This window comes from Corynebacterium sp. HMSC065H09 (assembly GCF_001812845.1).
Lineage (GTDB): Bacteria > Actinomycetota > Actinomycetes > Mycobacteriales > Mycobacteriaceae > Corynebacterium > Corynebacterium jeikeium_D.
In genome coordinates this window covers 153,049-165,863 of record NZ_KV810576.1, presented here as the reverse complement: position 1 = coordinate 165,863, position 12,815 = coordinate 153,049, and the positions used below count along the sequence as shown (strand labels likewise).

The following is a 12,815-nucleotide window of genomic DNA, read 5'->3' as shown; positions in this document are numbered from 1 at the left end:
TCCCCATTATCGGGGACACTCACAAGGTAACGGGAATGCGACCGGGGAAGCCCAACGCATGTGGGCCTCGAGCATTCGCGTTTTAGCGCTTCAGCCCCGCGATCATGGTCTTCAAGTTGCTGCGCAGGAAATCCTCGTAGGTTCCCGCGACCGTGCCCGGCTTGCCGAGCTCATCGGAGTGCAGTGGCTCGTCGAAGATCGGAATCCCGGCCTCCTTCGAGACGGTCTTCATGGGGCGCGTATCCACGTTCGACTCCACGAACAGGTGCTTCGGGCGCTTGTCCTTCAGCTGGCGCACGAGGTGTCCGATCTGCGCGGGGGAGCCGTTTTCATCCGTGTCGATCTGCCAGATATACAGCTGCTCCATGCCGTAGGTGTCGACCATGTATTGGAAGGCATGTTCACTGGCCACGAGCACACGATCCTCCTTCGGCAGCGCACCGATCTGCTCGCGGTAGTCGGCGTCGATGCTCTCCAGCATGGCCTTGTACTCCGCCCCCTTCTCCTCGATGTGCTCGGCACGCTCGGGCAGGGCCTCGGCCAGCGCCGCGGTCACGTTCTCGGCCATCGCGATGCCGACGGTCGGGTCCAGGAAGGCGTGCGGGTTGATCTCCTGATTGCCCTTTTCGTCCTTGAGGTACTTCGGTTCCACGCCCTTGGTGGCCTCGACCATCTGGGAATCGTCCAGGCCCGCGGTGTTTTTCAGTTTCGCGAGCCAGCCGTGCTCACCGCCCTCGAGGTTCAGCCCGTTGTAGAACAGCAGGTCGGCGTCGCTCGTCGCATCCAGGTCCGCGGGCAGGGGGTCGTAGTCGTGCGGGTCCGTGCCGGTCGGCACGAGGTTATGGACGTCCACCGCCTCGCCGCCGATCTCCTCCACCAGGTCCGCCAGCAGCGTGAAGGTGGTGACGACGTTCAGCTGCTCACCGTCTGCCTTCTCCTCCGTCGAGAAGGTCACGGCCCCGAACACGAGGGCACCGCCCACCAGGAGGGCCAACAGCGCGGCCAGTGGCTTATTGCCCAGCGAGCGAGCAATCAGTCCCTTGCCTGGCGCGAAGAGGAAAGCCAGCAGGAACAGCGCGCTGGCGGTCAGCACGATCGTCACGCCGGAGGACACGTTGTAGCTATAGCTCAGGAACAGCCCCACTACGGAGCTGAGCGCCGAGATCGCCACTGAAAGCCCGATCATCACTCCCAGCCGGTTCGTCAGCAGGTACGCCGCCGACGCCGGAGTGATCAGCAGGGAGACCACCAGGATCACGCCCACCGTCTGCAGGGAAATGACCGTCACCAGCGTGAGCACCACCATCAGCCCGTAGTGGATTGCCCGCACGGGCACGCCAGCCGACTGCGCCATGACGGGGTCGAAGGTGCTGAGCTTGAGCTCCTTGTAAAAGACCAGCGTGAGAATCAGCACGGCAGCGGCAATACCGATCGAGAGGTTGCGGTCGGCGTCCTGAACGGTCAGGACGTTGCCGAAGAGGATCTCCGTCAGATCCGTCGCCGTCTGCGCTTTCGCCATGAGCAGCACGCCGATCGCGAAGAAGGTGGAAAAGACGATGCCGATCGCCGAATCGTTCTTCACAGTGGAGCGTTCGCTGATCAGCCCGATCGCCAGTGTGGCGAGTAGACCCGCGACCACCGCCCCGAGGAAGAGGTTCGTGCCGAGCAGGTAGGAGGCCGCGACCCCCGGTAGTACGGCGTGCGAGATGGCGTCGCCGATCAGGGCCATGCCGCGCAGCACGATGAAGCTGCCGACGATGCCGCAGGCCACGCCCACGATCACCGAGGTGATCAGCGCTTTTTGCAGGTAGCCGTGGCTGAGTAGTGAGTCGAGGAACTCCGCGATCATGCTGTCTCCTCCTGGAGGGCTGCCTGCCGTGGCGTGGGGTGGGCTGGTGCTGACGGCTCGCGGATGACGAGCGCGCCGAAGGCCTTCTGCAGCACGTCGGGGACGAAGACCTCCTCGGTGGGACCCGCCGCGACGAGCTCGCCGTTGAGGACGATGAGGTCGTTGTAGTAGCCGCGCACCGTGTTCATGTCGTGGTGCACGACGACGACGTGCTTGCCCGCGTCCGCCATCTGCCGCAGCAGGGTCACGATCGTCTTCTCGCTGGGGACGTCGATGCCGACGAAGGGCTCGTCCAGGAAGATGTACTCCGCGTCCTGGACGATGGCGCGGGCAAAGAGGACGCGCTGGAACTGTCCGCCCGAGAGTTCGCTGATGTGGCGGTGGCGAAAGTCCCACATGTCGACGTCCTTGAGAGCCTGGGTGGCTGCTTCGCGTTCGGCCTTGCCGGGGCGGTGGAAAAGACCCAGGCGCGGGTAAGTGCCCATCAGGACGGTGTCGAAGACGCTGGTGGGGAAGTTGCGGTCGAGGTCAGAGCGCTGCTCGATATAAGCGATTGCGCGGCGCTGCTCGGCGGGGGCCTTGCCGTCGAGGGTGACGGGGTAGCCGGCAGGGGCGCCGGTGGGGCCTGTGCCGTGGACGTTGTGTTTGTCCAGGATCTGGAGCATCGCCTTCATGAGGGTGGATTTGCCTGAGCCGTTGGGGCCGATGATGCCGTGCATGCCGGGGGAGTCGAGGGTGAAGCTGATGTTCCGAATCGCGGTGTTCGCGCCGTAGCTCACGCTCAAGTTCTGGACGCTAATACTCATGGCAGCCAAGAATAGTGGTCAGTTCAATGAATCACCAAGTTCAATGTATTGACCTTTGGGGTGGGGTGGTGTTGGGGGGGGCAGTAATGGCACTGATTTGGGGCTTGAGCAGTCAGCCGCTCAAGCCCCAAAAAATGCCCAACTTCCGCCCCCCCACAACTCACCCCCAAATTTTCACTTTCCCAGAAACAATTGACCGTTTTCACACACTCGGTTAACACCGCTTCAAATGCTTAAGTCCCTAAAACGGGGTTGCATGAACTGGCGTGTTCCAATCATTATGGAATAGTGACTTCTCTCCTGTGCATCCTGTTCGTTACGGCAGCGCTTGCACCATGGACGATTAAGTGGCTCGGAACCCGCGGGTTCCTCGTACTCAGCCTCCCGCTGGCAGGCGGTGCCATCTACACCGGCACCCATCTCGTTCGCTTAGCTCTAGACAATGGCAACGGGGAAACTTCCGCACTCACGCAACCCGCCGTCACGCATTTTTCGTGGATGCCCATTATCCACTTGGATGTAAACCTGCGATTAGGTCCTATTGAATCGCTCTTCGGCACGCTGGTTTTGACCATCGGCTTTCTCGTACTGGTGTACTGCTCCGGTTACTTCATCAACCCGCCACTCGGCAAACGTCGCCGCGTAGGTTCCTTCGCAGCCCAAATGATCGCCTTCGCTGCGGCGATGTACGGCCTGGTCATCAGCGACAGCATCATGCTGATGTTCGTCTTCTGGGAAATTACCTCGGTTCTGTCCTTCCTCCTGGTGGGCTACTACGCCGAGCGCGCCTCCTCCCGTCGCGCAGCAGGCCAGGCGCTCCTGGTCACGACGCTGGGTGGCCTCATCATGCTGGTCGGTATCGTTCTGATGGGAGTGACCACCGGTTTCTGGAACTTCTCCGAACTCACCGCGCCTGGCGCTCTGACAGCGGCACAGCTGGACTCCACGGCAGTATCCACGGCCGCAATCCTGCTGGTCGTTGGTGCGCTGTCGAAGTCCGCTATCGCGCCCTTCCACTTCTGGCTACCCGGTGCAATGGCCGCCCCTACCCCGGTTTCTTCCTTCCTGCATTCGGCAGCGATGGTCAAAGCCGGTGTGTTCCTGGTTGCCCGGCTCGCGCCGACCTTCAATGACACCAACGCGTGGCAGCCAATCATCATCCCGCTCGGCCTCTTGACCATGATCATGGCCGGCTGGATGGCCCTGCGCCAGAAGGATCTCAAGCTGATTATGGCGTATGGCACTGTCAGCCAGTTGGGATTCATCATCACAGTCGCGTCGATAGGCACGCGTGCGACGATGCTGGCAGCCCTGGCACTGACGCTCGGCCATGCCATGTTCAAGGCCGCGCTGTTTATGGTCGCGGGCACAATTGACAGGCTGACTGGTACGCGCGATATCCGTGAGCTCTCTGGGCTCGGTAGAAAGTCGCCGCAGTTGCTGGTGATTTCGATTCTCGCCGCTGCATCGATGATGGGTGTGCCGCCGTTCTTCGGCTTCGTCGCCAAGGAAGCTGCGCTGGAGGCCACGCTCAATGCTGATCCGCTGCATGGGATGCCGTCGGTGTTTACCACCATTGGCCTCGTCGTGGGTTCGATTCTGACCGTAGCGTACTCGCTGTACCTGCTGCGCGCCGCGTTTGCGACCAAGTCCAGCACCCACGCCAGCGGCGGTGGCACTTCCCCTGCCGTGGCAGAGATGGATTCCCCGACGTGGGATCAGATTGGCCCGGCTTGGCTGTTGGCGCTGGCAGGTTTGGTTTTCGGCCTGGTTCCCCGCGTCCTCGACTCGATTATCTCGCCCTACCTCACCAGCGCATTCCCGAATACGGAAGCAGAAACGCACCTGGCGCTCTGGCACGGATTCACCCTTCCGCTGGCACTGACGGCCACAATTCTACTCGTGGGTGCCATCATGCATTGGCAGCGTAATCTGGTGCGTCAGCTGCAGTTTGATCAGCCGGCTCTCGGTAGTGCCGATGCGCTTTACGACGGAATCCTGGACTTGGCCCGCCGTCTTTCTCTCCGTGTCACTGCTGCGACCCAGCGTGGTTCCCTCCCGTTGAATGAAGCGGTCATTTTGCTGACCCTCATCGTGCTGTCCATCGGTGCGTTGTTGCTCGGCGAGCGCGATGAGCTGCGAATGGAACTGTGGGACTCTGCTCCGCAGGGTGCAGTTGCGCTCATCATGATTATCGCGGCGCTGGCCGCTACCCGGCAGAAGAACAGGCTTTCCGGGGTCATCCTGGTAGGCGTGACAGGCTACGGCTTGGCCATTATTTTCGCCATGTACGGCGCTCCTGACTTGGCCCTGACGCAGCTGCTGGTCGAGACGGTCTCAATGATTATTTTCGTGTTGGTGTTGCGTACGCTCTCCCCGCGGGCACCGGCATCGAACCCGAGGTGGACACGACACCGTGCTTGGTTGGCCATTGCAGTCGGTGTCACGGTTCCCGTGTTGGCCGCCTACGCCATGGGCTCCCGTCGTACTGAGCCAATCTCGGGCGACATTCCGCCGCTGGCGCACGATATTGGACACGGCCAGAATGCAGTCAACGTACTGCTTGTCGACATCCGCGCCTGGGACACCTTCGGTGAAATCACCGTGCTGGTGATGGTGGCTCTGGGGATTACCTCACTGGTCTTCCGCACGCATACCATGCATATGCGTTCAAAGATTAAGCCGCAGCGGAATCGAGCTCGCCGCACCAACCGTTGGTTGAACACTCTCGATGAGTCCGGTGAAGCCGAGCGGTTGCGCTACCCGATCATGGTGCTGGTGGCATCGCGCGTGCTCTTCCCCGCCATGATGGTGGTTTCCTTCTATCTCTTTTTTGCCGGCCATAACGATGTCGGCGGTGGCTTCGCCGGTGGTCTCGTGGCTGCGCTGGCACTGACCATGCGTTATCTCATCGGTGGTCGTCGTGAGTTGGCGGCAACTCTGCCGATTCCTAACGAGATGCTTCTCGGCGGCGGTTTGCTGGTGTCGGCACTCAGCGCGTTGTGGCCACTGTTTGTGGGGTGGGCACCGCTAACTTCTACGTATGGCTCGCGGGAAATTCCGCTGCTCGGAGATGTCACTGTTGTCTCCCCGATGCTCTTTGACCTGGGCGTATACATGATCGTGGTTAGCACGATTGTCTACATCCTGCGCAGTTTGGGCGGTGGCATCGACGCTCAGATAAACCTTCGCGCTGAGCGTGATCGTTCACGTCGTGTGAATCGAGCCGCACTCGGCCAGTCCCGCCAGCTGCGCAGCAAGTTGGCGGCGGCTAAGCCCGCAGGTGTTAAGTCCGCAGGCGCTAATCCCGCAAGCGTTAAACCTGCCGGCACTAAACCCGCAGACTCTGCCAACACAGCCACCTCAGAGGCTTCAGAACCGACAGCCCCAGCTAGGACCGAAGGAAAGGACACACACCCGTGATTCTCAATTTTGTTCTGCTAGCAACTGTCGGCACGCTGATTGCTACAGGGGTGTACCTGTTCCTCGATCGTTCGTTGACCAGGATGCTCATGGGACTGTTGCTGATGGGCAACGGTATCAACCTGCTCATCCTGCTTGGCTCTGGTTCGCCGGGACGGCCACCAATTTGGGATAGGGAATCGCTGGTCAGCGATGCTCAGGCAGACTCACTGCCCCAGGCCTTTATCCTCACCGCAATTGTTATTTCCATGGGCATGACCGCATTCCTGTTGGCTCTGCTCTATCGCCAGCACCGCTACCGCATCGGCGATCACGTGCAAGATGACCACGAGGACCGCAGCCTGGCAATGCGTCGGGCCAGCGACCCATCAGCTGCTCCGGACCACGACAAGTCCGACGATCCCACCACCGGTCGTCCCACAGAGGCCGGCGATAGCTTCGGTCCGGCCAGTTTCGAAAAGCCCGTGACCCCGCCATCAAACTCCCCAGGAGGTGACGACGATGACGACTGAGCAAATAATTCTGGCACTAATTCCGCTGCCTATCATCGTCCCCGCCGCCACCGCCGCAATTGCTCTGCTGCTGGCACGTTTTCCCAAAGCACAGCAGGCGATCGCGCTAATCTCGCTCGGCAGCCTGCTGGGAGTCGCCAGCGCCTTGGTGTATCTCATCTACGCGCACGGCGTCCACACGGTCCAGGTGGGCGGCTGGGACGCACCAATCGGCATCACGCTCGTAGCCGACAACCTCGCAGTGTTGATGATCACCGTCTCTCAGCTGGTCCTCTTTGCCGTGATGTGGTTCGGCATCGGCCAGGGTATTAGCGATGGTGACGAAGATGAGCCGATCTCCGTCTTCGTTCCGACGTACATGCTGCTCAACATGGGCGTCTCCATGGCCTTCCTGGCCGGCGATCTGTTCAACATGTACGTCGGCTTCGAGGTTCTGCTCGTAGCCTCCTACGTGTTGCTCACGCTGGGGGCATCGTCGTCACGCATTCGCGCAGGCGTGTCGTATGTGATGGTCAACATGTTGTCCTCGATGGTGTTCCTGCTGGCGATTGGCCTGGTTTATCAAGCGGTCGGCACGGTGAACTTCGCACACATTTCCCTGCGCATGGAGGACATCCCCGATGGCACCCGCACCGCGATCTTCGCAGTGCTGCTCGTCGCCTTCGCAGTGAAGGCGGCGGTGTTCCCGCTGTCGGCGTGGTTGCCAGACTCCTACCCCACCGCACCGTCGATGGTTACCGCGGTCTTCGCGGGGCTGCTGACGAAGGTGGGTGTCTACGCGATCATCCGCACGCGCAGTGTCGTTTTCCCAGACGGCAGGCTTGACGACGTCCTGATGTGGGCTGGCCTAGCGACAATGCTCATGGGCATTCTCGGTGCCATGGCCCAAAATGACATTAAACGTCTCTTGTCTTTTACGCTGGTATCCCACATCGGATACATGATCTTCGGTATTGCCGTCGGCAATACGCTGGGACTCGGCGGCGCGATTTTCTACATCGTCCACCACATTCTGGTGCAGACGGCATTGTTCCTGGTGGTCGGGCTTATCGAGCGCCAGGCGGGCTCGTCCTCCCTGCGCAGCCTCGGTAGCCTGGCCAAGACGTCGCCGCTGCTGGCGTTGCTATACCTCGTGCCCGCGCTCAACCTCGGTGGTATCCCACCGTTCTCAGGCTTCCTGGGCAAGGTCATGCTCATCGAGGCCGGCGCACAGAACGGATCCGCCACCGCATGGATTCTGGTTGCGGGATCTATCATCACCAGCCTGCTGACCCTCTACACCATGATTCTCGTCTGGTCGAAGGCCTTCTGGCGCGACCGTTCCGACGCCCCCGAGGGCGACACTGTGCTTGCGCAGCCAGCCGCGCTCCGGGAAAGGACTCAGATGGTTGCTATCGCAGAGCGTGACGACGTCGGCAAGATGCCACTCGGCATGGTGATGCCGACGGCTCTGCTGGTGATTGCTTCTGTGGGGGTTACCGTTCTGGCCGGGCCACTGTCCAATGTGGCTACCGAAGCGGCAAGCAACGTCGCGAATGTTGATGAGTACCGCGCAGCGGTCCTCGGTATCGACTCGGCCGATGACAAGGGCCTGGAGCAGCTGGAAAACCCAGGCCGCACCAAGAGCCCATGGAAGTCGGATTCGGCGACCGAACGTGCCACCAGCACGCTGGAAGGAGCAGGTGAAAGCTGATGAGTAAAACGCGCGCCAAGGTGGCTGCAAAGCGACCACCACGTATTTCAATCCTGCTCTTTTTATTCACAGTGATTATTTGGGTCATGCTGTGGGGCGAGGTGACATTTGCCAATGTGCTCTCGGGAATCCTGGTAGCCACGTTGCTGAACCTCGCCATGCCTATCCCGCCAAACAGCGCGCTGGATATCAACTTCGGTGGCATGGTGCGACTGTTCGGTTCTTGGACAATCGACTTTGTGAAGGCCTCTATCAGTGTCGCCTGGCTGGCCATCCGACGAGATGATCCGCCACCGACTGCCATTATCAAGGTCCCCATGCGGACCAATGACGATATTTCGCTCACGACTGCAATGGCACTAATTAATCTGCAGCCGGGCGGCATCATCGTGGACATCGATAAGCGAAAAAAGACGCTGACCATGCATCTTCTCGACGCTTCGTCGACAGGCAAGGTAGCTGAACAAATCAACCAGTTGACCCGAATCGAGCGACGGGTGATTCGCGCGTTTGAGAACCGCGATGTACATGAGCAACCGACTAAGCCAGGCTCTGGCGAAGAGCAGCCGAGCAGTGCGAAAAGCGGCGAGCAAGGCGAAACGAGCAGCGAAAAAGGGGAGAAAGGAGTAGCCGATGAACCCGGAAGTTTTTAACATTCTGCTCGGAGTGGCTGCCGCAGGCTATTTCATTGCGGTGATGATTACCCTCGGGCACATGATCGCAGGACCAAACTCGCTGGACCGCCTGGTGGCGCTGGAGTCCATGACTGCAATGTTGCAGGGCATGCTCGCTGCGTTCATGGCATGGAGTTTGGACACTTCGGTGGTCTACCCAATGCTCATCATTGCGCTGCTCGGTTTCCTGTCTTCGCTGGCAGTCGCCAAGTTCCGTGTTCCGGATGACGGAAAGCAGCCCGCGAAGGGCTCCCGAAAGGGTGTGGCGAAAGCAGCCGGAAAGGTCGCCACAAAGAAAACCGCACAGAAAGCAGCGCCTAAGGCAACACCGACAGCAGCTCCGAAAACAGCGAAGGGAGAGTCCAAATGATTCTCGTGGCAGACATTATCGCCATCACACTCATTCTCACCGGAATGCTACTGTGCGTTGCAGCGTCCGTGGGATTGATACGCTTCCGCGACACCATCAGTCGGATGCACGCATCCTCCAAGCCACAAACACTGGGGCTAATTTTGACGCTGTCGGGCTCGCTTGTGCACGTCGCCACGCACGCGTCAGCTCACACAACTACTAGTAGTGACTTGGCTCTGTTGACCCTGATTATCCTGTTTGCTCTGGGTACATCGCCAATTGTTAGTAACCGCGTTGGCCACGAGGCGTTCAAAGAGAGGCTCGTCGACGAGGACAGCCTCGCCCGCGATGACAGCCGGGAATAACGAGAGGACACTCCCCGTCAAGATTGGACCCCGACCTGGAGCGGAACCGGGTTCGACCGGGGCCGCCCAGGGGGGGGCGCCTTTCTTCAGTTAGTGGCTAGGTTTATGCACCCCAAAAGTGCTATAGGCCTAGTCACTAATTTTTGTCTGGGCACACACCGCTTAACGACGGCTAGTCGTCTACTTGCTCGTGGAAATCTGCAGGCGCTATCGGATGCCCGGCGCGCAGTTCCTGCACCGCAAGATCCACGGCGGCACGCCACGGGGTGTGGCCAATGCGCTCTTCGTTCGCCCGTACGTCGTCCTCGGTAGCCATGGAAGGCAGCGCCCCGGCCGCATCCGCCACAGTGCGCTGCCGCTCGTATGCCGCGCCCATTTCCACGATGTTGTTGACGAATTCCAGTTCGGCTCGGCAACCCAGTTCGTCGGCAAGCGGGGCGAGTTGAACCACAAGTTCACGGAGTTCGTCGCGAACCCACCGCTCGTCGGTATCGCGATTCACGATGACCAGCGCGTCCATGCCGTAGCGGGCGGCGCGCCACTTGTTTTCGGCGATGTGCCAGGACTGCAGCGACGGTAGCTCCTCGCCAGCCTCCCACATGCGGTCGTAGTAAACCGTCAGACAGTGCGTCAATGCCACGATAGCGGCGAGTTCCTGCAGGTTAGAGGTAGCGTCAGCGACACGAATCTCAATGGTGCCGTACTTTGATGCCGGGCGAATGTCCAAGTGCATCGAGCCGGTGTGATTGATGACGCCGGAGCGGGACTGGTCGTGCATGTAGGACTCCCACTCGGGCCACGTGTAAATCGCCGGCGGCTGACCAGCGGTGGGAAGCTGCTGGTAGAGCAGGCTTCGGTTGGAAGCGTAACCCATGTCCTCACCGTTCCAGGCCGGTGAGGAGGCAGACAGCGCCAACATGTGCGGCAGCTTCGTTGCCAGGGCCTGAATGATCGGCCAAACGCGTTCGGAGTCCTTAATGCCAACATGGACGTGGACTCCCCAGATGATCATCTGGTTACCCCACCACTGAGTGCGGTTGATGATTTCGGAGTAGTGCCCCTTAGCGCTGACCTGCTGAGCAGTACCGCGGGCGAACGGATGCGAGCCCGATGACCACACATCCACCCCAACGCGATCAGCGGCCTCGAGAACCATGTCCAGCTGGCTTTGGAGCTCCGCTACGGCACCGGGCACGTTCGTGTGCACACCGGTGACGAGCTCTACGGTGTTGGCGAGGAACTCTCGCTGGAGCCCATGTCCGGGATGCTCCGCATCGATGATGTCGAGCACCTCGGCGGCAGCGGGGGCGGTGTCGCGCGTTCGTCGGTCAACGAACGCCACTTCCCATTCCACTCCCAGTGATGGCTGCGCCGATCCGGAAAATTGCTCAGTCATACCGCTATTTTTTCACACTAGGAGTCGTTTTCCTCAGTTGGCTCCGTCCAGGTGACGGTTTTTGCGCAGGAGGCAAGGTCACCGTTGGAATCGACAAGCGCAACTGTGGTGAAACTGTCTTCATCCACCTTGGACGGAACGTTCCAGACATCTGCATTCCGTTTGTCATCGACGTGCACTTCGCCGATGACACCCAACCCTTCGGTTGCGGGGCTGCCGATGCCACTGCAGCCAGATGCACCGCGCGCCTGCACTGTGTACTTGCCCTTATCCAAGGTAGTGAACTGACCTTTTTCGTCGGACAGTCCCATCCATCCCTTGGCGCTCATGACCTGTACAGTTGCCAGCATTTTCATTGATCCGTCGTCGTTTGTTCGGATGAAGTTATAGGCGCTGACTCGCTCGGTCAGCTTCGGTGCAGCCGGATCTACGCTCACTGGCGCAGTGCTTGTCGACGCGCCTGCGTTCCCGTCCTTGTCGCTGCTGGATTCAACCCCCGAGCAGGACACCAACAGTGTTGCAGCACAACCCAACGCGGTGGCGACAGCAACACGACGACGCTTTACGGCGAACATAAAAACCTCACAGACCTCACTGGCTACTAGCAGAATACTAGTACCCCTTTTTCAGCCGTGATCTGTTTGAGACTGCAAAATATGCAAAAGCCCCGCGTAGGCCATGAAATGTGTGGCTTACGCGGGACTTGGAAAGCTATGGGGCTTCGCACCACGGCGGCAGGTTTTGAGACTTAGGCCGCAAACCTTAGTGAGAGACCAAAGCCTGGTGGGCCGGGAGTCTAGTGAGCCGGGTCAGTGGCGACCACGACGATTCCCGCCGGAGCGTCCCGGAGGCGGTCATCGCGAGGTGCGGCTTCCCAACCGTTGTCATGCGCGATCTGCTCAGCGGCGGCCTTTTCCTCTTCGTTCCTCGGGTCGAAGTAGACGGTGGTCTTCTCCCACACACCCATCTTCTCTTCAGGAGCATTGCCGGTCTCGCCGGCGCCCCAGCCCTGCTCGCCCATCTGCTTGGACAGGTCATCGGCGAGGCCCACGACCTCAGAGTTATTCAGGACACTGACCTTGACAGTCTTGCGGTCAATCTGGGGCGCTTCGTTGGCCTCATCCTGTGCCGGCGGATTCTCAGCGGGAGGAACCGGTTTGCCTGGCTCATTTGCCGGTGGCGGCGGCGGAACCTCGCCGTCACCATCTCCAACAGCACCATCCTTTGCCGGATCACTGCCGTTGGCCGAGTCAGCAGGCGCACCAGAGTCAACCGGAGCGGATGCCGAGGTGTCATTCTGGCCGGTGTTCTCGGCATCGTCGCCACGTGTGCTGAGTGCATAGGCACCGTAGGCGACCAGGCACACGCCGATAGCGAGCAGCACGATAGCGAGAACGCGCATGTAGCGGCCATCACCGGCACCGTCGCCGATGTCGCCGTCATCAACACCATCAGCAGCTGCGGAATTGCTAGCAGCCCCAGCGCTGGCACCGGTCGAGGCGGCGGTGGCACCAGCAGCAGCTGCACCAGCGGCGGGAGCCGCAGATTTTGGCGCTGTGTGTTGAGCATCCGACGGCTCGGAGTACGCATGGGCGCCGCCAGCGGCGGGAGCCTCCGCGTAATCGCTGTACTCATCGAAGTCGTCGAAGTCGTCATCGAGTCGATGACGGCCCGGACGCGGCGAATTCTGAGGGTTTAGTTGGTCAGACACATCCCACATCCTATATGTTCTGCCGCCGAACCGT

The 12,815-nt window shown here is 60.4% G+C and carries 11 protein-coding genes; 6 read left to right on the top strand and 5 right to left on the bottom strand.

The genetic code is table 11. The features are described 5' to 3' along the window. Positions 1-82 precede the first annotated feature (82 nt). A complete protein-coding gene (locus HMPREF2878_RS01970) occupies positions 83-1,849 on the bottom strand; it encodes a metal ABC transporter solute-binding protein, Zn/Mn family (RefSeq protein WP_222865187.1) in 1,767 nt (588 codons plus the stop codon). Next, on the bottom strand, positions 1,846-2,655 hold the full coding sequence (locus tag HMPREF2878_RS01965; protein WP_035006260.1) for a metal ABC transporter ATP-binding protein: 810 nt from the start codon (positions 2,653-2,655) through the stop codon (positions 1,846-1,848). Before HMPREF2878_RS01965 ends, HMPREF2878_RS01970 begins: the two co-directional genes overlap by 4 nt. Before the next feature lie 285 nt (positions 2,656-2,940). Here HMPREF2878_RS01965 and HMPREF2878_RS01960 point away from each other — a divergent pair, with 285 nt between their 5' ends. The 6 genes from HMPREF2878_RS01960 to HMPREF2878_RS01935 are packed head-to-tail and all read left to right on the top strand — an operon-like array spanning position 2,941 to position 9,674. Beyond that, positions 2,941-6,078, top strand: coding sequence for a Na+/H+ antiporter subunit A (locus HMPREF2878_RS01960; protein WP_049193803.1), 3,138 nt, complete (start codon positions 2,941-2,943; stop codon positions 6,076-6,078). Next, a complete protein-coding gene (locus HMPREF2878_RS01955) occupies positions 6,075-6,590 on the top strand; it encodes a Na(+)/H(+) antiporter subunit C (RefSeq protein ID WP_048760372.1) in 516 nt (171 codons plus the stop codon). Before HMPREF2878_RS01960 ends, HMPREF2878_RS01955 begins: the two co-directional genes overlap by 4 nt. Further along, on the top strand, positions 6,580-8,283 hold the full coding sequence (locus tag HMPREF2878_RS01950; protein ID WP_049193797.1) for a Na+/H+ antiporter subunit D: 1,704 nt from the start codon (positions 6,580-6,582) through the stop codon (positions 8,281-8,283). Before HMPREF2878_RS01955 ends, HMPREF2878_RS01950 begins: the two co-directional genes overlap by 11 nt. Then, complete coding sequence (locus HMPREF2878_RS01945) at positions 8,283-8,936, top strand: Na+/H+ antiporter subunit E (RefSeq protein ID WP_070601049.1); 654 nt, start codon at positions 8,283-8,285, stop codon at positions 8,934-8,936. Before HMPREF2878_RS01950 ends, HMPREF2878_RS01945 begins: the two co-directional genes overlap by 1 nt. Next, entirely contained in the window at positions 8,917-9,327 is a 411-nt protein-coding gene (locus HMPREF2878_RS01940) for a monovalent cation/H+ antiporter complex subunit F (RefSeq protein ID WP_070605341.1), read from the top strand. The genes HMPREF2878_RS01945 and HMPREF2878_RS01940 overlap by 20 nt, the downstream gene beginning before the upstream one ends. Next, positions 9,324-9,674, top strand: coding sequence for a monovalent cation/H(+) antiporter subunit G (locus HMPREF2878_RS01935; protein ID WP_016421509.1), 351 nt, complete (start codon positions 9,324-9,326; stop codon positions 9,672-9,674). The genes HMPREF2878_RS01940 and HMPREF2878_RS01935 overlap by 4 nt, the downstream gene beginning before the upstream one ends. Positions 9,675-9,846: 172 nt before the next feature. On the opposite strand, the gene HMPREF2878_RS01930 is transcribed toward HMPREF2878_RS01935, so the two are convergent. The 3 genes from HMPREF2878_RS01930 to HMPREF2878_RS01920 form a co-directional block, all read right to left on the bottom strand. Further along, the gene (locus HMPREF2878_RS01930; protein WP_049193794.1) at positions 9,847-11,070 is read right to left on the bottom strand and encodes a glutamate--cysteine ligase; all 1,224 of its coding nucleotides are present in this window, start codon (positions 11,068-11,070) and stop codon (positions 9,847-9,849) included. A gap of 17 nt (positions 11,071-11,087) precedes the next feature. Beyond that, positions 11,088-11,645 carry a hypothetical protein gene (locus HMPREF2878_RS01925; RefSeq protein WP_049169906.1) on the bottom strand — a complete coding sequence of 186 codons (558 nt, stop codon included), beginning with the start codon at positions 11,643-11,645 and terminating at the stop codon, positions 11,088-11,090. Positions 11,646-11,866: 221 nt separating this feature from the next. After that, complete coding sequence (locus tag HMPREF2878_RS01920) at positions 11,867-12,790, bottom strand: LytR C-terminal domain-containing protein (RefSeq protein WP_222865186.1); 924 nt, start codon at positions 12,788-12,790, stop codon at positions 11,867-11,869. Positions 12,791-12,815: the final 25 nt, after the last annotated feature.